This is a genomic window from Streptomyces sp. NBC_01723 (assembly GCF_036246005.1).
Classification (GTDB): domain Bacteria; phylum Actinomycetota; class Actinomycetes; order Streptomycetales; family Streptomycetaceae; genus Streptomyces.
Genome location: NZ_CP109171.1, coordinates 6,037,615 through 6,063,661 on the forward strand (window position 1 = coordinate 6,037,615; position 26,047 = coordinate 6,063,661).

17 protein-coding genes and 3 pseudogenes are annotated in these 26,047 nt (G+C 67.6%); 6 read left to right on the top strand and 14 right to left on the bottom strand.

Annotated elements, in window-relative coordinates:
* Positions 1-22: 22 nt before the first annotated feature.
* The 4 genes from OIE75_RS27965 to OIE75_RS27980 all read right to left on the bottom strand — a co-directional run bounded on the left by OIE75_RS27965 (position 23) and on the right by OIE75_RS27980 (position 5,366).
* On the bottom strand, positions 23-670 hold the full coding sequence (locus tag OIE75_RS27965) for a hypothetical protein (RefSeq protein ID WP_329472452.1): 648 nt from the start codon (positions 668-670) through the stop codon (positions 23-25).
* Positions 671-871: 201 nt separating this feature from the next.
* Complete coding sequence (locus tag OIE75_RS27970; RefSeq protein WP_329472453.1) at positions 872-1,774, bottom strand: phospholipase D family protein; 903 nt, start codon at positions 1,772-1,774, stop codon at positions 872-874.
* Positions 1,771-3,657, bottom strand: coding sequence for an ATP-binding protein (locus tag OIE75_RS27975; RefSeq protein ID WP_329472454.1), 1,887 nt, complete (start codon positions 3,655-3,657; stop codon positions 1,771-1,773). The genes OIE75_RS27970 and OIE75_RS27975 overlap by 4 nt, the downstream gene beginning before the upstream one ends.
* Entirely contained in the window at positions 3,642-5,366 is a 1,725-nt protein-coding gene (locus OIE75_RS27980; RefSeq protein ID WP_329472455.1) for a DEAD/DEAH box helicase, read from the bottom strand. Before OIE75_RS27980 ends, OIE75_RS27975 begins: the two co-directional genes overlap by 16 nt.
* A 263-nt stretch (positions 5,367-5,629) precedes the next feature.
* Here OIE75_RS27980 and OIE75_RS27985 point away from each other — a divergent pair, with 263 nt between their 5' ends.
* The 5 genes from OIE75_RS27985 to OIE75_RS28005 all read left to right on the top strand — a co-directional run bounded on the left by OIE75_RS27985 (position 5,630) and on the right by OIE75_RS28005 (position 15,555).
* Positions 5,630-6,892, top strand: coding sequence for a cysteine desulfurase family protein (locus tag OIE75_RS27985; protein WP_329472456.1), 1,263 nt, complete (start codon positions 5,630-5,632; stop codon positions 6,890-6,892).
* A 58-nt stretch (positions 6,893-6,950) separates the two neighbouring features.
* On the top strand, positions 6,951-8,063 hold the full coding sequence (locus OIE75_RS27990; RefSeq protein ID WP_076684138.1) for a DUF4007 family protein: 1,113 nt from the start codon (positions 6,951-6,953) through the stop codon (positions 8,061-8,063).
* Positions 8,060-11,638 (top strand): ATP-binding protein, encoded by a 3,579-nt coding sequence (locus OIE75_RS27995; protein ID WP_329472457.1) that lies wholly within the window; start codon positions 8,060-8,062, stop codon positions 11,636-11,638. Before OIE75_RS27990 ends, OIE75_RS27995 begins: the two co-directional genes overlap by 4 nt.
* Positions 11,635-12,468, top strand: coding sequence for a phosphoadenosine phosphosulfate reductase family protein (locus tag OIE75_RS28000; protein ID WP_076684136.1), 834 nt, complete (start codon positions 11,635-11,637; stop codon positions 12,466-12,468). The genes OIE75_RS27995 and OIE75_RS28000 overlap by 4 nt, the downstream gene beginning before the upstream one ends.
* 624 nt (positions 12,469-13,092) lie before the next feature.
* Positions 13,093-15,555, top strand: coding sequence for a DUF262 domain-containing protein (locus tag OIE75_RS28005; RefSeq protein ID WP_329472458.1), 2,463 nt, complete (start codon positions 13,093-13,095; stop codon positions 15,553-15,555).
* Between the two features lie 37 nt (positions 15,556-15,592).
* Here the strand turns inward: OIE75_RS28005 and OIE75_RS28010 are convergent.
* Positions 15,593-15,776: pseudogene (locus OIE75_RS28010) on the bottom strand (IS5/IS1182 family transposase); the annotation flags it as partial.
* 866 nt (positions 15,777-16,642) lie between these two features.
* Between OIE75_RS28010 and OIE75_RS28015 the strand changes: the two are divergent.
* A pseudogene (locus OIE75_RS28015) lies at positions 16,643-17,541 on the top strand (DUF5655 domain-containing protein).
* 177 nt (positions 17,542-17,718) lie between these two features.
* Here OIE75_RS28015 and OIE75_RS28020 read toward each other — a convergent pair.
* The 9 genes and pseudogenes from OIE75_RS28020 to OIE75_RS28060 form a co-directional block, all read right to left on the bottom strand.
* Complete coding sequence (locus OIE75_RS28020) at positions 17,719-19,083, bottom strand: DUF317 domain-containing protein (RefSeq protein WP_329472460.1); 1,365 nt, start codon at positions 19,081-19,083, stop codon at positions 17,719-17,721.
* A gap of 64 nt (positions 19,084-19,147) precedes the next feature.
* On the bottom strand, positions 19,148-20,266 hold the full coding sequence (locus OIE75_RS28025; protein ID WP_329472461.1) for a DnaB-like helicase N-terminal domain-containing protein: 1,119 nt from the start codon (positions 20,264-20,266) through the stop codon (positions 19,148-19,150).
* Positions 20,266-21,536, bottom strand: a pseudogene (locus OIE75_RS28030) (DNA cytosine methyltransferase). Before OIE75_RS28030 ends, OIE75_RS28025 begins: the two are co-directional and overlap by 1 nt.
* Positions 21,533-22,456: a hypothetical protein gene (locus OIE75_RS28035; protein ID WP_329474070.1), complete on the bottom strand. Its 924-nt coding sequence runs from the start codon at positions 22,454-22,456 to the stop codon at positions 21,533-21,535. The pseudogene OIE75_RS28030 and the gene OIE75_RS28035 overlap by 4 nt, the downstream one beginning before the upstream one ends.
* 54 nt (positions 22,457-22,510) lie before the next feature.
* Positions 22,511-22,957, bottom strand: coding sequence for a hypothetical protein (locus OIE75_RS28040; RefSeq protein WP_329472462.1), 447 nt, complete (start codon positions 22,955-22,957; stop codon positions 22,511-22,513).
* Positions 22,950-23,690, bottom strand: coding sequence for a tryptophan synthase subunit alpha (trpA, locus tag OIE75_RS28045; RefSeq protein ID WP_443078395.1), 741 nt, complete (start codon positions 23,688-23,690; stop codon positions 22,950-22,952). The genes OIE75_RS28040 and trpA overlap by 8 nt, the downstream gene beginning before the upstream one ends.
* Positions 23,691-23,781: 91 nt before the next feature.
* A complete protein-coding gene (locus tag OIE75_RS28050) occupies positions 23,782-24,309 on the bottom strand; it encodes a hypothetical protein (RefSeq protein WP_329472464.1) in 528 nt (175 codons plus the stop codon).
* A gap of 476 nt (positions 24,310-24,785) precedes the next feature.
* Positions 24,786-25,511: a DUF317 domain-containing protein gene (locus OIE75_RS28055; RefSeq protein ID WP_329472465.1), complete on the bottom strand. Its 726-nt coding sequence runs from the start codon at positions 25,509-25,511 to the stop codon at positions 24,786-24,788.
* Positions 25,512-25,702: 191 nt separating this feature from the next.
* Complete coding sequence (locus tag OIE75_RS28060; RefSeq protein ID WP_329472466.1) at positions 25,703-25,987, bottom strand: hypothetical protein; 285 nt, start codon at positions 25,985-25,987, stop codon at positions 25,703-25,705.
* Positions 25,988-26,047 lie beyond the last annotated feature (60 nt).

Below are 26,047 nucleotides of genomic sequence, written 5' to 3' on the forward strand. Positions count from 1 at the left end.
AGGTTGTGCCCGGAGAGGTGAACTAGCGCTGAGGCGTGATGGTGACGGAGTAGCCGCCGGCCAGGACCGATGTGAGGAACTCGGCTGCGGCGGCCTGGTCGGCAGCAGTGAATGTCTGTGCGCCGGGCAGAGGCTTCTGCGGCGGGGATACGGCAGGGGGTCTGGTTCTGCGCCCGCGAGGTTTCTGGGAGCCGCGCTGCCCTGCACGGAGCTTGGCGACCTCGGCCTGGTCGATGGTCCGCTGCCGTTGTGGTGCGTCGGCCAGGATGGTCTCCAGGAGCCAGAGCGGGGAACCGGAGAGGACTAGGTCGGCCTCGGCGATCCTCCGCCGGTTACGCCAACGGGAGACTGCCTGTGCGTCCCGACCGAGGACGCGGCCTGCTTCCTGGATGCCGAGGATGACGGGCAGTTGCTCCTTGTCCTGCACGTCATAGCCGTGAGGGATGCTGGCCCTGTAATCCGTCAGTTGTTGCTGATCGACCTGACGGTCGCCGTCACCGTGGATGTGAAGCACCGTCGCCAGCAGCCAGTACGGGTTGCCGGACGCGAGCAGGTCGGGCGCTGGGAGCGTGCCTTCCGTACGCCATTTCTGTGACGTCTGGCGCTCGACGCTGAAGAGGGAGGCGATCTCGGCGTGCCCGAGCAGGTACGGGACCCGCGCTTGAGACATGCATACCTTCCCCACACCGACGTTCCTGCCGAGTGACCGCCAGATGGGCGCTCCTCACCAGGCTGTCCGCAGAGATCCTAGGCGTGCCGGCAGGCACCCCAGTGCATCAGGCCGGAGGCCGTGGACGGCGCCGCCCCGCAAGCACGTTGCCCGGGCGGGAGGCCGGCCTCGGTTCAAGGCCGGCGCGATCGCCACGGGGGGTTAGGACAACTCCTGTCCGTGGCGGATTTCCCATGTCCCGACGTCGGTGTAGAAGCGGCCGAAGTACCGAAGCCACGCCGCGATGGTCTCGGTGGTCCTTCTGGCCTGTTCGTCCGTCATGCCTGTCTGCTCCTGCAGCGCATGCTGCAACTCCACGTTGCTCAGGCGGTCTCCAGCCACGAGCGCCTGAAGAGCAGGGATTTCCCGCAGGCGGCCTTCGATCACGTCCGAGAACTCCGTCTCGGACAAGCCTGCGGGCATGCCGAGAAGCGCGAGGTCCCGGAGGATGGCCGTTTCGACAGACCGCCCGAACTGTGCTCTCCCGCAGTAGTACGGGTAGATAGCCTCCGGGCGCCGTGTCACCGGGTACCAGCCCTGCAGGGCTTCCTCTCGGGGCTGGTCGGAGGCGGTCGGACGGTGTTCCTTCAGTAGGTCGGCCTGCCTTCTCACCAGGTCGGCCATGTGGGGCGTCGCTTCGACCGCGCGGGCCTCGATCTCGGTGAGCACCCGGACGACTTCCGGATGGGCCGCGGGCGCCTCCACCAGGATCTCGATGTTGGCGTTGGGGACGCGCCCGGTGGCTTTCCCTGTCAGGTTGGCGGACCCGATCAGGCAGCGCTCGCCGGTGAGGTAGAGCTTGGCGTGCAAGCTCGGGCACAGTGTGATGCGCAGCCGCTTGTCCTCCTCGGCGAGCTCGATGATCTCGGGATCGGACACCCCTGCCGCCACCTCCTCAGGGACCCAGCGTGTGATGCACTCGATGTCCTCAGCGGTGGCTGGGAGGGCGGACAAGGTGGCCGCCAGAACCTCTCGCTTGATGAAGGGCGCCACGAGGGTCACCTGCCCGTGGGCGCCCGCCATCAGTTCTTCGATCTGCCGCCAGATGTGGCCGGGCTCGGTCACGCGCTGCCGGCCTTTCCGTCCACGAAGTCGCGGGCGTACCGGCCCCATTCGCGGCGCGCGTCCGCGATCCGCTCGCGGAGGTTGTCGGGGTAGGTCTCGTCCTCCATCCTGGCCCAGGAGAAGAGCAGCAGCTTGAAGGTCTCCGCGGCACGGTTGAGTCGGTTGCGCAGGTCGTTCGCGTCGGCGTCCTCGGGGATGTCTTCGAGGACTGCGATGAGCTGGGCGTGCAGCGGGTGTTTCTCGTTGAAGATCACCTGCAGCATGCCGGCCATGAGGTCGATGCTGAAGAAGGCGGAGGTGTCCTGGAAGCTAGAGATCCACCGCGCACGCAGATCCTTCTCCAGGGCCTCATCGACCATGGACTGGGCGGTGTCCTCGTCGAGGTGATGCCGCTGGGTGAGGGCCGCGACCTGTTCCTGCCGCTTGGCCTCGGTGGTCGTGCCCTCTTCCAGCTCGTCGGTCTTGCCGGTGTAGCCCTCCTCGCTGCGGCGCTTGACGGCATCCGTGGCCCTGGAGGCGGCGTCCTCGTCGTGCCGCTTCTTGCTCTTGCGGGTCCCGATCGTCTGCTGCTTCAGCTGGCGCCGGATGGCCGGCAGGAGCTTCTCTTCCAGGTAGAGCACGAGGTCGATGAGGGGAAGGCGCGGGTCGCCGAGGTCGGAAAGGCGCTCCTTGAACCCCTTGAAGGATTCGCCAGCCTCCGCGTGGGCCTTCCAGTCGAAGTGGGCCAGGGACGAGAAGACCGTGGCGCTCTGCTTGTTGTTCGTCACGCCGAAGATGGGGTCGAGGTCCGGCGGGAATTCCACCTCGATGCCCCACCACCGCTCCGTCGGGTCGTATCCGATTGCCCAGGACGCGTCGAGATCCAGCTCCCTGCGCTGCCGTACGAGCGAGATGCCGACGTTGCGCCTGGCGTGCTTGCCCCACGGAAGGATGCCGGAGTCCGTCGTACGGCTGATTCCATCCGGCCACGGGTGGCCTTCGACGTCGGCGCGGCGGGCCTCCGGGCGGGCGATGGAGGCCCGGACGGTGATGTTGTGCTTCTTGCCTTCATGGATTACGGGGAACTGCGTCACGCCGGGCTCGGATTCACTGCCCATGGAGAAAGGCATGAACATCGGCTTGTCCGAGAACGGCTTGTCGGTGGAGGTCGGCGCCATCAGGTACAGAGGGTCGTTGGGTACGGCGTGGTACTCGCCGTCAACGACCTTGCCCTCCCGGACGGGGGCCATCCGGATGTCGACACGTCCGGCCTGGAGGTAGTGTCGGTAGACCCGGCCGATCAGGTCGGCGGTGTTCTTCAGCGTGGCTGCGGCCCCGTACCAGTTGACCTTGTCCAGGTTGGTCCAGACGACGAGCGTGCCGGTGTCCCCGAGGCCCTCGCTCAGGTCGCGCCAGTAGTCCGGCAGCGGGGAGTGTTCAGGCTCGGGGACGTCGTCGATCTCTCCCTTCTCGATCTCTTCGAGGCTGAGGTAGGTGTGCATGGCGTTTCCCGCGCCGTTGGTCCAGGACCAGACGTCGAGCCGGGTGCACTGGGACATGCTGGAGTTGGGCAGGCCCATGCCGAAGCGGCCGATGCGATCCGGGTCTGCCCCATCCCCGTCGCCGTACTTCAGGGCACGCCGCAGTTGCGGTACTTCCATGCCGTGGCCGTTGTCGAGGACCGCGATGGTCTCCACGCGGTGGCTGGTTCGGGAGCCGACCTGCACGGGGTTCTCGCAGGCGAAAACCTCCACGAGGGTGGCCTTGGCGTCGATGCTGTTGTCGATCAGTTCGGCGAGGGCGTAGGCGGTGTTCTTGTAGCCGCTGTCCCGCATGGCCTTGACGGTCAGCTTAGGACTGACGATCCGGTAGTTGCTGCCGTCGTTGGTCACGCTGTCTCCCATACGTCTTCCCAGTTGGTGAATGCTTCTGCCACGTCGCCGAACCCGGGAAGCTCCGGGTTCACGACGGTGATGATTTCGCAGGTGTCAGTGCCGCCGGCCTTCGGGCCGCGGATGACGCGGCCGACCATCTGGCTGTACAGCACGAGGGACTTGGTCGGACGGGCGATCACTGCCGCGCTGGCCGCCGGTGCGTCGAAGCCTGTCGTCAGGACGCCGAAGTTGCACAGCACCATGGGGCGCCGGCCGGACCCCTTGAACCGCGAGATGACCTGGCTGCGATGCCGAGGGGAGGACTCGCCCGTCACGAACTCGGCATCGAAGCCGGCAGCGGACAGCACGGCCGCGATGAGCCTGCAGTGGTCCACGGAAGCGGCGAACACCAGGATGCGCCGGTGCTGCTGCTGAAGCAGCTCCGTGATCGTCTGGACGATCTTGAGGTTCCACTGCTCGTCGCCCGCGAGCTCGGCCATCATGCTGGCCGGGATGTCGAACGACCGCGCAAGGAGCTGCTGGTCCTGGGCAGACAGTTGCATGCCCGCCTCGGAGGCCACCGTCCGCATCAGCGGCTTGGCCAGGTAGCCCTGCTCGATCAGGGCCGTCACCGGGTTGGTGTAGCCCTCGATCTCCAGCATGACCTTCTGCCGGGAGAAGTAATCGGAAAGTTCCTCGTCCTTGGAGATGTCCGCCCACGTGCGTCCCGGAGTGGCGGTCAGCCCGAGCAGGCTCGCATCGTGACGGATCGTCAGTTCGTCGACGACCCTCTGGAAGGTGGGGGCGATGATCTGGTGAGCCTCGTCGAAAACCGTCAGCGTGCTGCGTGCCGCGAGGGTGGCCAGAAACTGCGGGTCCGACTTGGCTGCCGAGACGGCCTTTTCCAGCCCGAGAACGACCAGCCCGTCGGTCATCTCCGCAAGGTCTGCGGGAGTGTTGCCCCATACCCGCAGCACGGGGAGCGGGCGGTCGCCGACCTTCGTCCAGGCGCGCTCGAACTCGGCGGCGGCCTGCTCCAGCAGCTCCTGCCCGTGGGCCAGCCACACCACCACGGTGGGCTCGTGCTGCCGCAGGTGATCGCAGATCAGGCTCATGCCCGTGCGTGTCTTGCCCACGCCTGTCGGAAGATGCAGCACCGTCCGCCGCGGCCCGTCATACAGCAGTTCCTTGACCCGGGCCGCCGCGTGACGCTGATGCGGGAACAAGCCGTACTCGGGAGCCGACTCCTGCTTGAACGCCGGAGGAAGGGACGGTACCCGGTCGATCGTGAAGCCGAAAAATTCCAGCAGTTCGCGCCGCTCGTCCGCCGTCCACTTCAGGCTCTGCAAGTAGTCCAGCGGCGGCTGCTCGTCGCCCACGGAGCCCAGGCGCTGCGCCAGCTCCGCCCGCTTGGGCCCCGGAACCAGGGCGATCAGAGCGGAGCGCTCAGCCTCGTCGGCGACCAGACGCTCGGCGTCGATGGCGATCGGGGCAACGGCCCGAAGACGGTCGTCTCCCGCTGCACCTCCCTCGATCAGATCGAGCAGAGCGCACAGCCGCTCGCCGACATGCCCCCGGATGTACGCCATCGGCGCATCCGCGAGGAGCGCCTTGAAAGACATCCCCGGTGACCACGTCGTCACTGCCTCACCTGCCCCGCAGGCTCCAGCCCGCGCGCGTCCGTGGCCGGAACAGCTGTCGTCATCAACTTCCACCCCCAGTTCGAGCACGCCAAGCACCGCCCCAACGTGCGTCGTTACAACGCTGCAGCGTGCGGACCACCCTAAACGGGGCCACTGACAACAGGTGCACCATCAGACGAAAAGCCCAGCCAGGAAGGGCATTTGCCCCCCGCTAGGCGACTCGTCGGGCCAGGATGAGGATCTTGCACGACTTGCGCGCAAAGCACCCTGAATAGAACAGTCGTTCGGTAAGCGGTGCACGACACCACGCGTTCGAGTGATTCGAGGAGTGGATCTCGGCTCGCGGCTAGGATCACGGCGTGCTCCTGGTGGAACCCCGGATGCAGGGGATGGTTTCCACCAGCAGTACATTGGTGTGCGACACGAGCGAGGCGGGGTGGCTGATGATGAACGGGCTAAATGGGCCGGATATGTCCTACCTTGATTACAATGCCACCGCTCCGATCCGGCCTGAGGCTCTTGCAGCCGTCCTTGAGGCCATGAAGTCGGTTGGAAACGCCTCAAGCATGCATCAACCGGGGCGGCAGGCGGCTCATCGGGTCGATGTCGCCCGTCGGCAGCTAGCCGACCTCCTTGGCTGCTCGCCCGGCGAGATCATCTTCACATCCGGGGCGACCGAGGCGAACAACCTGGCCCTCCGCGCCGCGTTCACCGCCGGAAATCCCCTGGTCACCAGCCCTGTTGAGCACCCGGCTGTCCTAGAGACAGCCCGCGCGGTCACCGCCGAGAGTCCCGAGGATCTTGTGCTGCTCCCGGTCGGCGCCGACGGCCTGGTGGATCTCGGCGCCCTGGATCAGGTTTTCCCGGCACGCCGTGGGGGTGTGGTCTCCCTGATGGCGGCGAACAACGAGACCGGGGTCCTCACTGATCTCCGCGTCGCGGCCAAGGCGGCCCATGAAGCCGGTGCACTCGTACATACGGACGCCACGCAGATCATCGGCCGCCTCCCCATGGACGTTGCTGAACTCGACGTCGACCTCTTGTCGCTGTCGGCCCACAAGTTTGGCGGCCCGCAGGGAGCCGGCGCCCTGTATGTACGGCGCGGGTCTCCACTCCCGCACCGACCACTCCTCGTGGGCGGCGGACAGGAGCGGGGCTGGCGGGCAGGCACGTTGAACGTGGCAGGGATTATCGGCATGGGAGCAGCGGCCGACGCCGCGCGCCGCGGTGTCGGTGAGGAGGCCGAGCGGATCGCGGCCCTGCGCGACCGCCTCGAAAGCCTCGTGACCGGTGCCCTGCCGGGCTGCCGTATTAACGGCCGACGCGATCAGCGCCTGCCGGGCGTGACGAGCATCACCTTCCCGGGCCTGCCGGCGGATGCGGTCCTGGCGGCCATGCCCGAGGTCGCTGCCTCGGAGGGCAGCGCGTGCGCCTCCGGTGCTCCGACGCCGAGCCACGTGCTCCTGGCGATGGGCCTATCCCGGGACGACGCCGACAGCACGATCCGCTTCTCGCTGGGCTACGCCACCACGAATGCCGAGATCGAGAACGCCGCACATGCCGTCAAACGCGCCGCGACGCAGGTTCGTGCCGCGCTGGCCGAAGCCCACGGTCCTAGCTGACCGTTATCCCGTTTACCACTTCGTTAGAGCAATCGCATTGGACACAGAGAGGTCCCGAATGTCAGACAGCCGGCTTGGGGAAGCCGCCCATTTTGCCTTCGCGCGACACGAAACGTTCGCGCCCCGCTTCGGCTGGCTGCACAAGGCGTACATGCAGGTCAAACGCGACCAGGGTGCGTTTCTCGCGGACGACGCGCCGGTGTTGTTCGGCGTGGGCAAGAACATGGTCAACGCCATGCGCTACTGGTCGCGTGCGTTCAAGCTGACCCGCGAGCACTCGCCCGCGCAGCGCACACAGGCCAAGTTCTCCTATCCCACCTGGGAGGCCCGCTGGCTCCTCGACGAGGACGGAGCGGACCCGTATCTGGAGGAGAATGGCAGTCTGTGGCTGCTGCACTGGTGGCTGGTCTCTTCCCGCCCCGGGGCCAAGAGCCACGCGCCGGCCTGGTATACGGCCTTCCACCTGGCGCCGTTCTCCCGGTTTACGACCGCGGACATGACGCAGGTGGTCACCCGGCATGTGAACTTCTCCTACGACAAGAGCCCGGAAGAGGCGTCGATCGTCCGGGACATCGACTGCATCACCAAGATGTATGCGCGCAGCGCCCCGGAGAAGGCCGGCTCGCCGGGCAGCTACGAGGACCTGCTCGCCTGCCCCTTCCGTGACCTTGACCTGCTCACCTTCGTCGGGACGCGCGGCAAGCCCGAGTGGCAGTTCACCAGCGGGCACCGCACCTCGCTGCCCGCCCGGGTCCTGGCCTACGCCTGCCTGGACTACGCTGCCAAGTTCTCCCGCCAGGCCAACTCGATCTCCGTGGCCCGCCTCGCCAACGAGCCGGGCTCCCCTGGGCGCGCTTTCCGTGTTCGGGAGAACGAGATCGTCGTGGCGCTGCAGAAGATCGCCGCGGACCACCCGCAGCTCAACCTGACCGAGGCCGTGGGACAGCGCAGCCTCGCCTTCACGGCCGACCCTTTCGAGCTGGCCTGGGAAGTGCTGGACGAGCAGTACGACTTCGTCACCCGCCGTCCAGGCTTCCCCACCCGCGGGGAGTGGGCTGCCAAGTTTCCCGAGCTCGCCAAGGCCGAGCAGAAGGAACTCGCCACGAAGGCCACGGACGCCACCGAGGCGGCCGACACCACCGAGATGCTCTTTGCTGAGGAGACCGCGTGACCACCGCAACCCCCACGCGGACCCCGAGCAGCCCGGCGAGCTCCGCCCCGCAGTTCCCCGCCGGCATCGAACTTGTCGGCTCCCAGATGCGCTCGACCAACCTTGAGCGCGATGTCGAGGACGCCCTGCACGACCCCTACGTCGGCGCCCGGGCCGTCGATGTTCTGGAGCGCATCGCGAGCGCCCTGGCCGACCAACGCCGTACCCGCGCGTGGTCGTTCACCGGCCCCTACGGCTCCGGCAAGTCCACTCTGTCCAACATCATCGACGCTCTGCTGGGCCGGGATGCCAAGCGGCGCAGCGAGGCCGAGCGCATCCTCGAAGAGGCCAGCCCCGCGCTCGCCCAACGCCTTGCCGCCGCACGCGACGCCATCGCACCCGAGGGATTTCTCGGCGGCGTGGCCACCGCGCGCCGCGAACCCGTCGTCGCCACGCTCTCCCGCGCCCTGCACACCGCGGCGGCGCGACGCTGGGGTAAGCGTGTCCCGAGGGCCATCGCCGCCGCCCTGCAGGCGTGCGCCGACCCGGACCGCGCCGGGGCCAAGGAGATTCTCGGCGCCGTCACGGCTCTGACCGCAGACGGTCAGCAGCCTCTGCTCCTCGTCATCGACGAGTTCGGCAAGACGCTGGAACACCTCGCCGGTCACAACGAGTTCGCTGACGCCCAGCACGACCTGTTCCTGCTGCAGGAACTCGCGGAGAAGGCGGCTGGCCCCAACGGGCTGCCCGTCTACCTGATGACCTTGCAGCACCTGTCGTTCATGGACTACGCCTCACGGTCCAGCGAACTCAAGACCCGGGAATGGGCCAAGATCCAGGGGCGTTTCGAAGACATCACCTTCGTCCCCCACCACGGCGACTCCCTGCACCTGCTGCGCCGCCGCCTCGACCGCTCGGCTGTCAACTCGGCGGGGCAGGCCCTGATCGCCGCGTCGGCCGAGGCGTCCGCGGACATCTGGACACAGCACGGGCTCGGTGTTCTGGCCGAACTCGGCCCCGCCCACTTCGCGGACCTCTACCCGCTGCACCCGATCACGGCCCTGGCCGCGCCGATCCTTGCCGCTCAGATCGGCCAGCACGACCGCAGCCTGTCGGGCTTCCTCAACAGCGGCGAGCCCAACACCGTCCACCACTCGCTGGCAAGGCACAGCAACCGGGAGGCGGAGCACGCCAGCACGGTGCGACTGCCGCAGCTGTGGGATTACTTCCTCAACTCCGGGCGCACCACCCTGCTCGCCTCCGCCAACGCGAGCCGGTGGATCGAGGTCGACTCGCGTATCCGGGACGCCAACGGCCTCGCGGATGCCGACCAGGACGTGCTGAAGACTATCGGCGTCCTCAACCTGATCGACTCCGACGGGGCGCTCAGCGCCACCGCGCCGATGATTCACTTCGCGCTCCACGACCCCACCGACGTGGCCGACCCCGACGCTTTCACGGCGCTCGAAGAGCGGCTCGCCGACCTCGTCAGCCGGGGCTTTGTGGTCCACCGCGAGTTCAGCGGTGAATACCGAGTCTGGCAGGGCACGGACGTCGACATCGACGGCCGGCTCAAGGAAATCATCAGCCGTTTCGATGATGCCTCGGTCATCAACCGGCTCGGCAGCCTCGTCCCGCAGGCATTCGTGGCCGGCCGCCACAGCCAGGTCACCGGCATGATGCGTGTGTTCTACACCGCGGTCAGCGGCCCGGAGACCAAGTCCGTCGCCGCTCCGGACGAGCTGAAGGAGCCTGCCGACGGCCTCGTCGTCTTCCACCTCGGCACCGACGCTGACCGGCCCACTGTCCACTCGCCCCTGCCGGTACTCGTCGGCACCACCCCCAACCCCGACGTGGTACTCAGCACGGCCACCTACCTCGTCGCGCTGAAGGAACTCAGCACCGAGCAGGACATCGACCACGTCGCCCGGCGGGAAGTCATCGAGCGGCTCGTGCAGGCCGAGGCCGAGCTGCTGGAACTCCTGCAGGACGCCTTCTACCCACCGTCCTCCGAAGCGTCCTGGAGCCTGTGGCACACCGGAATCGCCCCCGGCGAAGAACCCGCTGCATCCGGCCTGACGGCCCGCAGCCTGAGCGGCTTGGTGTCCCTCGCCTGCGAGTCGGTGTACCCGCACACCCCGCACATCCGCAACGAGATGCTCGGCCGCCACGTCCTGACTAGCCAGGCCGCCCAGGCCCGCGGCGTACTGCTGACGGCCATGCTCTCCGCCTCGGGCGAGGAGAACCTCGGCCTCATCGGGTACAAGGCCGAACGGGCCATCTACAGCGGTGTCCTGGCCTACCTCGGCCTGCACCGCGAAAACGGGGTAGCCCAGGCCGAGAGCCAGCAAGAGAGCCTGCTCCCGTACGGCTTCTCCCCGCCCGGCGAGGGACACGAGCACGCCCAGCCCGCCTGGAACGCCCTCAACGAAGTACTGACCAGTGCCACCGAGCGGGTCAGCGTCGAAGAGATCATCCGTGTCCTGATGAGCCCACCGTTCGGACTCAAGGCCGGCGTGATCCCGGTCTTCCTGATCCCCGCCCTGGTCATCCGCCGCCACGACATCGCCCTGTTCGAAGAAGGCACCTACCTTCCCCGGCTGACCATCGACGTGGTCGAGCGACTCGTCAAGGGCCCGGCACGCTTCTCGGTGAAGTACACGCCAGCCGGAGGCGGCCAGCGCGGCAGCATCATCAAGAGGCTGATGGTCTCGCTCGGCGTCGAGGCACCGCGCTCCAAGGCCCTGCGCAACCCCGACCTCCTCTCCGTAGCCAGCGCCCTGATCGTGCGTGTGGCCGACCTGCACAAGTACGCCCGCACCACCAAGAACATCTCCGCCGACGCCCGCACCGTGCGCACTACGATCGCCAGTGCCCTGGATCCCGACGATCTGATCTTCCATGCGCTGCCGAAGGCGCTCGGTCTGCCCGAGATCCCGGCCCGCACCCGCGCCGACACGGAAGCGGCGAACACCTACGTCGAACGACTCACCGCGGCGGCCGACGAACTCGTGGCCATCGACAGCAAGCTGCGGGCCGAAGTAGTCAGTGTCCTCGCCCAGGAGTTCCGCCTGCCGGCCGAACTGCCGGAGCTGCGCGCACAACTCGCTGCCCGGCTTCGCGGCTTCGCCGGCGCGGTACTGACTCCGGAACTGCGCGGCTTTGTCGACTTCGTCCTCAGCGACAGCCTTGAGGACGACGACTGGCTCGAGCCCATCGTCGTGCGCCTGACCAACTCGGCCCTCGGTGACTGGGACGACCACGAGGCCAAGGTCTTCCCGCAGAAGGCCCGGTCGATGGCTGCGGCCCTCGACCGGGTCGGGCACCTGCACCACGCCGGGAACGACGTCCGAGGGCGGGAAGAGAAACTCGACGCGCAGTTGTTGACCTTGACTGACAGCGCCGGCGTGGAACAACGCACCCTGATCTACGTGCCGGAACAGGCCCGCACCGAGGCCAACAGCCTCGCGGCCGACGTCCTGAAGCAGGCCGAAAAGGCTCTCGGACCGGACGGAGCGAGGATCCTGCTCGCGGCCCTTGCCCAGCGCGTGACCGATGCCGCGACAGCGGCGAGTGAAAGGAAGGCACAGGGATGACCGACGGAGCCGACACCCAGAAGGTCCGGCACGTTCTCGGAATCTCCGGCGGAAAGGACTCCTCAGCGCTCGCCGTCTACATGCGCAACCGAGTCCCGGAGATGGAGTACTTCTTCTGCGACACCGGCGCCGAACTCCCGGAAACCTACGAGTACCTCAACCGGCTTGAGGCCGCCCTCGGCAAGTCCATCGTGCGACTGAACGCCGACCGCGACTTCGACCACTGGATGGAGGTCTACCAGGGCACCCTGCCCAGCCCCCAGATGCGCTGGTGCACCAAGAACCTCAAGATCAAGCCCCTGGAAGACTGGGTCGGCGACGACAAGGTCATCTCCTACGTCGCCATCCGGGCCGACGAGAACCGCATCGGCTACGTCAGCACCAAGCCGAACATCGATGCCGTCTTTCCCTTCCGAGAGGAAGGCATCGACAAGGAAGGCGTCATGCGCATCCTCGACGAGGCAGGCATCGGCCTGCCCGGCTACTACGAGTGGCGCACTCGCTCGGGATGCTACTTCTGCTTCTTCCAGCGCAAGCACGAGTGGGTCGGCCTCAAGGAACGCCACCCCGACCTGTACGCCAAGGCCGTGGAGTACGAGGACAAGGTCCGGTACCGACACACCGCCATGAAGGGCCGCAACTACACCTGGTCGCAAGGCGAGTCGCTCCCGGAGCTCATAGAGCGCAAGGACGAGATCGAGGCCAAGCACCAGGCGGCCCTTGAGCGCGCGGCCAAGCGCATCAAGCCCAACCGCCCCCTGCTGGAAGTTCTCTCCGACGCTCTCGACTCCGACGATGACGAGGCCGGCTGCTCCGTCTGCCACCTCTGACGCGAAACCACACACACAGCGGCCCCAGCAGCACGAGCTGGGGCCGCTGTTGCTTTCCTGACTTCCGATCGAGCTCGTCTCGCTTGCGGTTGTGGCCTTGCCCAGACTCTGTCTCAGACCTCGTGAAGGAGCGCAGCGCACTTGCCCACGACAAGTCGAGGTACTTCGCGATGGCGTGACGCAACGTCACATGTGGGGCATGATGGGCGCATGCCGCTCCTGCTACCTCTGTCGACCACTCATATGCCACCATGAGGACGGCTCACCCACAGGCGTGGAACGGTGACGGAGAGAAACCGAGCATATGGAAACTCGCGGGTCTTTGATGCGGCACGGATGTCAGCTTCTCGGTTCCTCAGTGAGTCCAGTCAGGGGGCTCCATATTTCTTTGTATCAGTGCCCAGGCAGCTGGAGCTGCCCGAGATCAGGTGACTTCTCAGTTGCGTCGCGCACGTCCTTGATCAGCGTGCCGAGTTCGAGGGCTCAATCTGTTTTCTCTGTACTGTCATCGCGCTTCGCGAATCAATTACATGATCGTTGAGTCGAAATGCAGGTTGGCAGGTACCTCCCCAGGTGATGCCGCATCTGATCTGAACGAACCTGCTGAACAAAGAGGGGCTACGCATGCCAACGCAGGCCAAGGAAATATTCGAGGCGCAGAGCAAGAGTGTTCGCGAGCTGCTTTCTGACAACGGCCTGGGCCTTTACCTGCCGCCCTACCAGCGTCCGTACGGCTGGGGCAAGGACAAGGTCGAGAAATTGCTCGACGACACACTGCATGGCCTCAAGAATCTCAGTAAGGCGCCGGACAGCTTCACCTTCTTGGGGACCGTCATCACCATCCATGATGTCAACCATGTCACTGTGAAGCCCATCGTCAAGTCCGAGGTCCCGGCCAAGGTTCTTACCGTGATCGATGGGCAACAGCGTTTGTCGAGCCTTCTAATCCTGCTGGTCGGCCTGCACAACCTCATTCGTCAGCGTGCATGGAAGGTCTTCAAGGGCAAGACGCCGGATCCGACCGACAGTGCTCGGACTCACCTTTACTCGGAAACGAGCGACATGCTGCAGATGCTCGCGGCAGCGTTCTACGAGCGAAAAAACTACGGAATCAAGCCGCCGATCTACCCGCGCCTCATCCGAGCCTTCGTGGATCAGTGGGCCAGGGACGAGAAGCTCAAGAAGTATGAGTCGCCGATCGCCAACCTTATCTACCAGTACTCATTGCTAGCCGATAGTGAGCCGGCAACTTCTAGGCCGACCGACTTCAGGCCGACGGCGCGACAGAACGCGGGTGAAGGCGAAGGCGATCTCATCAAGAGGTACAACGAGATCCGTATGGGGTTGACCAAGCTGTCGCAGCGAAAATCCATCGAGGAGCTGGAGGATCTGCCGCCTCTAGCAACCCTTGCTACCAACATCGAGTTCCAGCGTGCGCTCTTCAACCACGAACTCGACCCCGAGCTCTGCGCCTGGCTGGGGGAGTTGCAAGACGAGCCCGCAGCTGAGCTGATGCGACTCGTCATGTTTGCCGCCTATGGCTTGAACCGTATTGCTCTGACGGTCGTGCAAGGCAAGGACGAGGACTACGCCTTCACGATCTTCGAGTCGTTGAATACCACGGGCGAGCCTCTGACTGCCTTCGAGACCTTCCTCCCTCGGGTGGTGATGGCAGAGAAGATTCAGGACTACCAGGACTCGGACGCACACGCGTACATGAAGGCGGTTCAGGGCTACCTGGACCGCTTCGACGTCGGAGACAAGCTTCAGAACGCAACTCGAGACCTGCTGGTCGCTTTCGCGTTGGCAGAGACTGGGGAGAAGCTCTCCAAGCGCCTCCCGGATCAGCGGGTCTACATGCGCGATACCTTTGAGCGCCACAAGGACTCGGCCGGTGATCGAAGCGCGTACTTGCGCCACCTATGCGACACTGCGGCCTTTGTCGGGAATGCCTGGGAGCCCGCGAATAACTCTTCTCGCGCGCTACCCGGGCTAGAAGCGACCGCCATGACGGACACCGTGAAGTTGTGTCTATCCTTTCTCAATTCGCTCAACCACACCATTGCCATCGCGCCGCTCGTGCGCTTTTACTCCGAGGCTGTCCACGCGGACGAAGGGGAAGCGAGGGAAAAGCGCATCGCCGAGTTCGAGAAGGCGATCAAGGCAATCACTGCCTTCACGGTCTTCTGGCGAGCAACCCGCCGCGGCACGGGCAACATCGACAGCCAGTACCGTGCGGTCATGGCTGGGGTGGACTCGCTCACGGGCATGGGACCGCTCGCTCGCCAGTGGGCAGTGCCCAGTGCATCGAAGGCTGATCCGATCGTCGACGCCGAGGCGCTGAAGAAGGAACTTGCGGCGCGCTTGTCGCACTCTAAGCACGGCGCCATCCCAAACTTGCCCTCGTTCCTGGCAGATGCTTCCGCGCTGCCGCTCTACAAAATTGCCCGTCCGCTGACGCGTTTCCTTCTTCTGGCTGCGTATCACGACACAATTGAAGATCCGGAGAATCCGGGGCTGATCATCCAAGGCAAGGCGGGGGTCGCGTCATGCTTCACCGCAGACGGTTGGGATGACGAGAAGCACCTCACGATCGAACACATCGCACCACAGCAGGCCACGAGTGGGTGGGATGAGGAGTTCTACAGCGAGAAGGAGACCGTCCACAAGCTGGGCAATCTGGTCCTGGCACCGGGCGCTGCCAACACGTCCCTCAGCTCGCGGCCTTGGACCGAGAAGAAGGTCCTGTACGCGGCACTCGGTGCCTCGACGGCCGACGATGCCAAGACCATCCTCAACAGTTCTGGCTTCACGTTCGCGCAGACGACTGAAGATCTAGCGTCCCTGTCGCGCTACCTCCCGCACCTGCGGGCACTGGGTCAGCGTGAGGACGAGTGGAATCCGACGTTCATGGATCAGCGTGCTGACGTCCTCCTGCGTCTGGCCTACACGCGACTCAAGGGCTGGCTCGGTCTGGAGCTGTCTGACTCCAGCAGTGATCAGGTGGTCCAGGTCGAGGATGTGGAGATCGAGAGCGATGAGCTCGACGAGAGTGAGGATGCCGCGGGAGCGGTTGGAACGGCGTAACGCCACGGGCCGGTTGGAACGGCGTTGCGGCCCGGATGCGCTCGAGCATCCACCGGTAGATATCCAGGCCAGCACCGTGCAGGGGTCTGCGTCGAGCGATGGCTGGAACGATGCCTCGGGCACGAACCTGGTCGCGGTAGACGTCGTGGTTGTAGCCGCTGTCGGCGAACAGCGATTCGTCTGCGACGGGGACGTCCAACCTGTCCGTGGGCCGGCGGGACGCCCTGACGCCGTAGCTCGGGTTCGAGCAGTAGAGGTCTCCGCCGCGTATATAGCTGCGGCGTAAGCCATGGTCCGCAGTTCAGCGTGTGTTTGAGCTGCGGACCAGAGTCGTCATACCGTCTACCCAAGTTGCTTGCTGGCGTCAGCTCGCCTCAGCCTTCCACCTGCGGGGTGTGCCATCCGTTGACGTACCACTTGTCGGCGGCAAGGCCCCGATACAGAGCGCTTCCCATGGTGTTGGAATCGCCCGCCCTCTGTTTTGTTGTAGAGCCAGTGGGATACGTCCCTAACGGGAGTGGTCTTGAGGTCGTGGTTCGTGGCCGCGATGTGTGTGGCGTCCAACTGGCAATAGCGGTAGTCGAGATCGAAAACCCTCAAATGGGTGCGCAGCCGTCCGGTGAGAGTCGCGCTCCAGCCGGGGTGAGGTTCGACGAAGAACTCCACGGACATCGGCTGTCTTCCTTGGGTTCTCGGACTCTGGCGCGCAGCCAAGGGGGGAGCTGTCGGAGGCGCGCGCTGGACCTCAGCTCGGAGCCTGGCATGCCGATTCCCTCGACGGTGAGGCGTTTGACTGCTGAGGCAGGGCGAGGTCCCGCTCAGAGTGATAGAGCAGGCGCTTAGAAGGCACTTGCTCTATCCGCTGAGCTACGGGGGCTGACCTGCGTAAACGCAGCCTCCGGGAGCTGTCCCCCAAGTCGCGGGGGACACATGGGGGAATCGCAGATTGCCGGTGACCGGGGGACGCGAGCGCTCCCCGATCGGGCAGTACGTAGGGTCTCACATTATCTTCACGCCCCCGAAGTCTCTCGCGGAAACAATCCCGCACCCCGTCGGCGTTGGTGATCTCCGAGCCGAGGAGGGGAAGGTGTCGGGCCTGAAGCTGTTCCGCAGGGACACAACGAATAGCGGCATGACGGAGGTCATGCCGCGTCTTGCTGAGGTCGAGGCCGATGTGCAGAGTCTCGTCGAGGCGCACATGGAGATGCTGCTGGGCGTCCGGTTCCTGGCGAGCGAGAGTACAGCACTGGGCCCGCCCACGGGGGTCGGATCGACTCGCTCGGGCTGGACGAGAACGGATCGCCGGTCATCGTGGAGTACAAGCGCGGCACGGACGCTGGCGTCATCAACCAGGGCCTGTTCTATCTCTCGTGGCTGATGGACCACCGGGCGGAGTTCGAGCACCTGGTCCGCGTCCGGCTCGGGGTGACGGCCGTGTCCCAGGTCTCGTGGAGTAGCCCGCGCCTGATCTGCATCGCCGGCGACTTCACCCGCTACGACGTACATGCCGTGCGCGAGCACCGGAGGTCGATCGACCTGGTCCGCTACCGACTCTTCGGCAGGGACCTGCTCGGGCTTGAGACCGTGGCCTCCGTGAGCGGCGGCACGCAGGTGTCCCGCCGGGCACGGCGCGGGGCGGTCGCCCGGGCGGCGGCTGATGTCCAGGGTGCGGCGATGCGCGAGTTGGCGGGTGCGGTCGACGAGGCCCTGCTCGGGCTCGGGGACGGCGTGAACCGGGTGGAGCGCAAGACCTACCGGGCGTATCAGCGGTTGCAGAACTTCGCCTGCCTGTGCCCGCCGCAGCGCAGCAAGCTGCTGGTCTACCTGAAGGTCGACCCGAAGGACGTTGACCTCGTTCCGGGCTACACCCGGGACGTGTCCGGTCTCGGTCACCACGGGACGGGTGACCTGGAGGTGCAGCTCCGTACGCTCAGGGACGTGGAGCGGGCACAGGATCTGTTCCGCGCAAGCTACGCGGCGGCCTGATCGCTTGCAGAGGCCGGCCTCGTGACGGGTTGCGGCACGTGTGGTGTCTGCGGTCGTGGCAGGAGCCTCTCTACGTACGGGCAGGGCGTGGCGGTGGTCCATCTATGGTGCGCGGGATCGCCGGTTTGGCCAACCGGCGATCCCGCGCTATGTTGCCCCGCTCGTGCGGGCCGGTGATCAGCGTGAACGCCTGGCGGGTTGGCCGGACGTGACCGCCGGAGCCGCTGACACGCCGGCGGCGAGGCGGAGCCTGTGCTCGCGGCCCGGCTGCGCCTGGCGTGTGCCCGTCTCGTGGGCGAGAGTTTCGGAGAGGTCGGCCAGCAGCGAACTCGGGGTGTGTGGGGACGCGGTGATGGTCCAGGTGGGCCGGTCCGGGTCGGGACCGGCCCAGATGGTCCAGGTGGCAGAGTTCTGGGGGGCCTGCGCGGTCAGTGGGTCAAACCGAATGCTTGCCTGCCCGTCGGGGGACGTCCACCGGATCCCGTGCCCTGTCAGTGTGTGCTTCCACCCCGCCTCAGTGAGCGGCTGCGTTGCTGTGGTGACCGTCCTCTCGTCCACCGGGACGCCGATGACCGTGTCCCAGCCCTCTCCGTCGGCGAGGTGGGTTAGCAGAGCCTGCAGCGCCGGGGCGGGGGTGGCGCCGGTCGCGGTGAGGTGCCACATGCGGTCGGAGACGGGTGTCTCGTAGGCGGCCACGGTCCAGGCGATCTCGCGGCCTTGGGTTTCGTGAACGCGTTCGATGCGCAGGGTCTGCGATTCGTGGATGGCGTGGGTCGTTTCATCGGACCAGGTGCGCCACCAGCCGAACTCGCCGTGCTCGTCGAGGAAGCTGTCGAGGAGCGCGTCGTGGTCACCGGCATCGGCCAGGTAGACGGGGACGGTATCCGGCTGGGGGCGGGACGGTTCGGACTTGTCTGCGGTGACGTCGAAGACGGAACGCGCTGCGATGGCGGCGCGTTCGGTGTCGGTCAGGGGCGCAGGGCCGGGCCGCATCTCGGCCGCGTGGACCTTCTCGAAGGCCACCAGTGCCTCCGCGGGTGAGTCGAAGGTGTCGGCGACCTGACGCAGATGATCCTCGCCGTGCAAGTAGACGGACTTGCCGCCCCGGTGGAGGTACGTGCCAACCGCGACGGTGGTGTGGCCGTCGTGCGCGTGGGCGTGAATCAGGAGGTGGCCGTTGCGGATGTCGTCGTGGATCTTCTGCGCCTCGCTGGAGACCTCGCGGATTTCGCTGCGGGTGCACCAGGGCATCGGGTAGTTCACCCAGGTCCATTCCTCGTCGATGGCCTCCTGGAGGCGCGGGGTGATCTCGACGGTGATGCCTTCGGCGGTCAGGCGTTTGGCTGCGTCGGCGGCCCAGTAGGGCTCCTCGTGATCGATGCGGGCCAGGACCAGGACGCCTGTGGCGGCGACACTCCAGCCGGCAGCCTCCAGAGCCATGGAGGCGACGCGGGCCTGGGTGCCGGCTAGGTGGGCCTGCACGGCGCTCGGGTGAGTGGGGTGGGTGTCGAGGCGGACATGGGCGTCGATGGAGGCAGTCACGTGGGGGTCTCAGCTGTTCTGCCGGTGGCCGGGCCTTCGGGTCCGGCCACCGGCGTACTCGGGGTTATCGGGTTGCTCGTGTGGGTCGGGCGGAGTGTGCGGCCGTGGTGGTCGGAGGGCCGGCGCGGATGGCAGGCGCCGGTCGCCGCTGCTGTGGCGGGGTGGTTCCGGTGGCGTGCTGCCAGCGGGTGCGGACGGCGGCGATGTCGGCGAGGGCGCGGCGGGCGCCGACGACGAGCTGGAAGGGGGTGTTCGCCGGGTCGCCGGCGTACGCCTCGATGCGGCGTCCGGTGTGCTTGGCCGTGGCCAGGAGGGAGCGCTGCAGGGCGCGTTCGGCCCAGTGCCCGACGGATCCGGCCGGTTCGGCCAGCATGCGCAGGACTTCGCCTGGTTCACTGCCGTCGTCCAGCAGGCCGCGCTGCTGGGCTTCCCACAGGACGGTGACGGGATCGATGGGCTCGCCTCGGCGGGCGAGGGTGGTCAGGCACTGCCACAGGCCGGCGTGCAGCGGCACGGCGAGGTCGTCAGGGACCAGCCACCGCACGGCGTCGATGTCGTCAGGGCGGGCGGTGGCGGTGGCGAGCAGCAGTTGCTCCTCCTCGACCGCCTCGGCGTAGTCCGGGGCGAGATCGGGGGGCGGTGCCGGGGTACGGGGGAGGACGCCGGAGCGCGGGGGGAAGCGGTTCGCGATGTCGTCCACGACCGCGGCGAGCGCGTCGGCCTCGGCGAGCACCGTCTGGACGGGGAGCGGGATGCCGGCGTCGTGGACGGTGTGGACGAGGTGTTCGGCGGCCGTCAGCAGGCGGCGGCGGGCGTGCTCGGCCTCGACCATGCGGGCGTAGGCGGGGGCGTGGCGGGGCCAGGGGCAGACCTGGATGAGGGTGTGCAGGTAGGTGGCGGTCAGGCCGCGTGCCTCCTCCAGGGCGGTGGTGAGCACGTGGTCGAGCCACTTGGTGTTCTTCGCGTGTTCGGCGGGGTCGGGTCGCGGCAGGGTGTTGATCGCTGCGTACAGGGCGGCGTGCGCGGCGGTGGAGAAGGAGTCGGCGGTGATGCCGCTCACGTCGTCCTGGCGGTGCGGGTCGAGGAGGAGGGCCCCCAGGAGGGCCTGCTCGACGTGGAACACCGGCTGGGGCGGTGGGACGGCGTCGAGACCGTCTTCGTCGGGTTCGGGGGTGTGGGGCATCAGGCGGCGAGGGTGAAGTCGTCGGGGTCGAGGGGGAGGCCGAGGTGCGGGGCGAGGAGGTGGCCGGCGAGCAGCGGAGGCACGGCGTTGCCGATCTGGGAGAACTGCTGGCCCTTGTTCCCGGCCCAGGGGTAGTCGGCGGGGAAGGTCTGCAGGAGGCCGGCCTCGCGGGCGGTGATCCGGATCGGCTCGGGAACAGCCGGCGCATCGGCACCTTCGGCTGGCGGTGTGGCGGGCTCGGCCACCCAGGTGCACTCGTTGGCGCGGTGCCCGAAGAACAGCGTGCCGGCCGGCTCGGACAGCAGACGGACGGTGGCGTTGGCCTGGTTGTTGCTGCGCAGGGACCAGGACCAGCGGTGGGCCTCGGTGGCGAACGTGGGCGCCGGAGCGTCGGCGGCACGGTTTTCTCGGATGCCGTGCCGGGCCGCCCATCCGGCGCCTTCGCGGCGGGACTGCAGAACCGCCCCGTCCGGCCTAGGTATCCAAGTGCCGCGCTCCCGGGCATCGGACAGCGTCTTGCGGGAGCCCGAAGGGAACGGCTCGGGTCCGCCTCCGGGCCCACCGCCTGCGCAGACGGTGGGGACGGGCCGGTCAGTCGCGCCCCACCCCAAGGCTTCGGCCATGCTGACCCAGCGGGCACGGCCCGGACCGAACAGCGATTCCGGCTCAGCGAGCGGGGCGTGCGTGGGCGTGGGCGGCTGGGCCGTACGGACGCGGGAGGCCAGCAGGATCGCTCGCTTCCTGGTCTGCGGGACGCCGAAATCGGCGGCATTGAGGATCCCGCACCAGACGGAAAACCCCCACCCGCGCAGGACGGCCGCGTACTGCTTCCACAAGGGCAGCACGTCCGGTACTTCCTCCATGGCGACCCAGTCGGGCTCGCCGACGTGTTCAGCGCGTACAGATAGCGCATCGGCTCGGCAGCGAGCAGGGAGCGCTCGTCACGACAGGCGGCGAGGAGGCGCTCGCGGGTATCGCGACCGGCGGCCAGATCCTCGACCGCCGCGTGCACCAGCGGCTGGTCGACCAGGCCCAGGCGCTTGCCGGCCATGCTCCACGCCTGACACGGCGGCGAAGCGATCACACCGCGGGTGCGGCCGACGAACGGCCAGGTCGGATACCTCGCCACGTCGCACCGGATGGTCAACTGCCCTGCCGCAGCGCGCGTCTTGCACGCCCACTGATCCCACTCCAGCCCCACGTCGCGCACGCCCAGGACGTGCAGTGCCCTGCTCCAGCCGCCCGGCCCCGCGAAGAGGTCGAGTATCACGTGGCCAGCCCGAAGTCGTCCTGCGTCAGCGCGTCGGCGTCGCCCCGGCACGCCCAGGGTGAGCAGCCGTCCTCGACACCGTTCTCCAGGACGTCGGCCTCGTCCGCGCTGATCCGCAGGGCGGCCCGCTCGGCAGCCGTGACGTGATCGATGGGGGCTTCGCTGAGCGGGACGCGGGAGCGGTGCAGGAACGCCTCGCCGAGCAGTCTGTTGCCGGTGGCGTTGGCGCGGGCATTGCCCTGCCGGATGGCCGCGTCGAATTCGACGACGTCCGCCCACTCGGACGGAGAGGTGTCCCTGATATGCCGCCACTGCGCATTTCCATGGAACGGGCATCCCAGGCAACTCGACTTCGGGGTATCGGCGAGACCGAGGGAAGTCAGGTAGCGCGCGCAGTCGGCCCTGCTCCAGGACATGTCCAGAAGGGGATGCCGGTTACGCATGTACTTGACGTCCGCGTCCTTCGCGCGGTGGAATTCATCCGTGGAGATTCCTACCCGCTGCTCGACGAAAACGCCCTTCGGGATGCGTGCCGGATAGGGGTAGCCGAGCAGTTCGCGGACCTTCTGCTTGATTGGCTTAACTTTATATTCGCCGGTGCACTGCCGCCGGGTCATCCCAGGTCGCCCGTCCTGATTGAGGATGTGGAGCGGCATGGAGGCGAACCGGTGATCCGGGTTCAGGGCGTCGTCTCGGATATTTCCGACCGACACGCGCAGTACGGGTATTCCGGCGAGGGCTGCTATCTCTTCTTCCAGGCGGTCAAGGTGTGCATAGACCGCTGCGGGTTCCCATCCGGTGTCGGCGAAAATCGCGTAGTCGACCTTGGGGAGAATGCCCTCGGCTGACAGGGCGAGGAGCGTGCTGGATTGAACTCCCGCGCCGAGGGAGAGTGCGCGGAATCGGGGCTGATCTGAAATGGTCTGTCCTGGGTGTAGGAAAAAGGGGGGGGCGCTCGCATCGCGGCTGTCGCGTCACTGGCAGGGGGATTCCGGCCACTCGCGGGCGTCGCAGAGGGCGGGGATGCGGTCGAGGAGGTCGGCGGCCGACTCGATGAACTGCTGCGGTGTCGGCCCGATCAGGACGACCCGCCGTGATGTGGCGGCGGCCTGGCGGCGCTGGTTCTCCACGGCTCGGGCAAGAGCAGCCGTCAGTTCGGCAGCGGCGTCCTGGGCGGCCTTGGCGATCTGCGCGACGTGGTGAAGAAGCAGCAGGTCCGTAGGGGAGGGCCCCGACGTCTGGCGGCTGCGGGTGAGAAACAGCCGCAAAGCGATGCCGGCGAGGTCCTGGGCGTCAGTGATGCGCGCGGCCAGTGCGGATGCGTCCCGTTCGGTGGGCAGGGCACGCAGGGCCTGGTGCAGACAGGACGCGTCGGAGGCGATGCGGGACAGGACCGGGACCGGGTCGGTGGAGTCAGGCACGGGTCTCCGTGGTGGCGTACGGGTACAGGGCGTGGGCGAACGCGGTGGTGAGCGCCGGGGCCTGCTCGGGGGAGGCCATCAGGGCGCGGACGACGGGGGTGCCGATGACGACGGCGTCCACCAGTGGCGCCACGCGTTCCGCGAGGGCCGGGGTGGAGATCCCCACGCCCGACACGACGGGCAGGGGGCTCGCGGCACGAAGGCGTGTCGTGAAGTCGGCGAGCGCGGGCACGTCGAGCGGGCCGCGGTAGCCGGTGGGGCCGGTGCTGGCGGGTGCGTAGAGCCATCCCGACGCACCGGCGGCCACGGTGGCGAGACCGGTGTCGGCGAGGTGGCGCGGGACGAGGCGTGGGGTGGCGAGGTTCGCGTCCTTCGCTGCGGCCTGCCAGCGCTCCGCCTGGTCGTCGGGCAGGTCGACGACCATCGCCCCGGCGGCACCCGCGTCAGCGAGCAGTCGGGCCAGGTGTTCGGGGCCGTGCCGGTGGACTGGATCCCAGTAGGTCATGACGACGGTCGGCCGAAGGCCAGCGGCGTGCTCGACCGCGCGCAGGGCGCGGGCGAGGACGTTTCCGCGGCTCAGGGCGCGGCGGTAGGCGGCTTGGATGACGGGCCCGTCAAGGCCGGCGTCATGGTGGGCGAGGCCGATCTCGAACAGATCGGCGCCGGCCCAAGCGATCTGGTCGAGCTGACGGCGCTCGGCGCGGGCCGGATGCAGTCCGGCGGGAACGAACACGCCGAGCGCGCACCGGGGTTGGGCAAGGAGGGCGTGGAGGGAGTCGGTGGCCAGGAGATGCCTTTCTCGGAGGGCGGGCTGTCGCGGCAGGTCAGCGGTGGCGTGGTGCCAGCGTGGGCGGGGAGGCCACGGGGGTGGTGGCACTGACGTGGGCGGCCTGGGCACGGGGCGTGGTGGGCTGGTGGCTGAAGGCGGGGGCCACGCGGTCGAGGGCCTGGGCGATCTGCCGGGCCTGGTCGTGAGCAGTAGCGAGCTGCTCGGCGACATCGGTGGGGAAGCGGTCCCACTGGGCTCGGTACTGGTATCGCTGGATGATCTCGGCGGCGTTGCGCAGCTGCTCGGCGACCTGCCGCAGGACGGCGGTCTTCCGTTCCGGGGCGGTCGCGGTGTGCGTGGCTTGCAGAAGCGAGTCCAGCGCGGTGGGCAGCGACTCCTCGTGCGTGGGAAGGCCGTAGAGGGCGGCGTGCAGTGCCTGGGCGTAGACCGTCACGGGTCCGCCCCGACCGCGGCTGCGGTACTCGATGGGGGCTTGCCGGCGGGCGCCGAAGCTGACGGTCACGTCCCGGGGAGCGGCACCGGGGTGAAGCTGGTCGGCGAGGGCACGGGCGAGATCATGCACGGTGGGGGTGTCGGAGGACGTGGAAGCTCCTCGGATGGCGGTGCCGGATGCGGCGGGGTGGTCAGCGGGCGCGGCGAGGGGCCGACAGTGTGGTTCGCGGACCGGTGGCGGGAGCTGAGCGGCGGCGGGCGCTGGCGGGGATGTCGGCTGGTGTGGGGATGCCCAGGTGGACACGCGCGCTGAGACCGTGGGCGTACGCGTGTGCCTCGGCAGCGGTGACGGCGCTGAGCAGCTGGCGCTCGTCCAGCCCGTCCCGAATGCGGTAGGACGCGCCGTCTGCTGTGGGGACGAAGCCGTGTTGCTCCAGCAACAACCGGGCGGGAGGAATGGCAGTGCGCTCGCGGCAACGGACGGGTACGTGCAGCCGAGTCAGGGCGTCGTTGTGCCGGGTGAAGTAGCCGGCGAGGAGCAGGAGGTGCTCGGCCGGCCCAGTCGGCTCGTTCAGCTGGGGATGAGGGGTTTCGGTGAGGCCGGTGTCAGCGGCGGTGTACGACGCGGCCGAGCTGGGCGCCGGCGTGGTGGACGTGTGGGTTCACGGCGACTCGGTGCACGGGGGTGATGAGCGTGTCGTCCAGGTTCTGCACGAGGTAGGGGACGTCACGGAAGGTGCGCTCGACCGGGGTGGTCGTCGCGAGGTGGGTGAAGAACTGGGCGACGAGCCGCTCGGGGGTGTCCTGGGTGAAGGAGGCGTCCCAGTGGGTGTCGAAGCCGTCGTACACGTGGTGCCGGAAGTGCCACGGGGTGTCTTCCGCCGGAGTGTGCTGCAGGTGGCAGTGGCCGTCGGGCGAGGTGAACGTGCCGTTATCGCGGTGCCAGTGGTTCAGTTCGGCGATCTGTGCGAGGGGGGTGGTGGTGAGCGGGATCCGGTCGATGTGCCGGTCGTCGCCGAGCAGCTGGGGCAGAGCCTGGGTGACGGCGGCGATGGCCTCGATCGGGGTCTGCCGGGTGAAGTGGGCTTCCCAGTACGGCTCGTGGTGCGCGAGGGACCACCAGTGGCCGTGGGTATGCCGGGAGTTGAAGTTGACGAGCAGGCTGCCGTCGGGGCTGTGGATGCTGATGCTTCCGCTTGCGCGATCGTGCTCGCTCGGCCAGCCGAAGAGGTGGATCAGCGGGCCGATCGCATCGGCGAGCCGGTCGATGCCCGCTCCCGCCAGATAGCGCGGGGAGACCAGGACCCGGTCCTGGGGCGCGAAGGGCCTCACCGCCGGGCCTTGTACCGCAGGCGGCATTGGGCCAGGACTGATCGGGTGCAGCGCGTCGGTGCCGGTGTGCAGGAGACGTCTGGGACGCGTGCGGGCGGGGCCTCGTATCCGTCCATCCGGGCGCGGGGTGGATCCGGGTGTTGGGCGCGGTTGTGCGAGGTCATGGGCTGCTGTGGGCTCCGATGGGTCAGTTAACGGCTGTGGGCGGCCGTCTTCGCAGCGGTGGGTGCGGGCGCGGGCGTCGTGCCGGGCGCCCTGCGAGTGGGCGGGCTGCTGATGGCTGTGGCCAGCGCGGTGGTGCCGGCGGGAGTGAGGCGGACTCGGTCCTGGAGCGGGCCGCCCACATAGGCGGCAGGCGCGGACTGCGGAACGCGCTCCGCGAGCCCCTTTGCCTCCAACGCCCGCAGTGTGCCCATGAGCACGCGCTCGTCGCGGTAGTGGACGTTTTGCCGTCCCAGGGAGCTGGTGACCACCACGTTCCCGCAGGCGATCTCCGTAAGTTGTTGGGTGGCCCGGGAGGGCTGGGTGTGGCACAG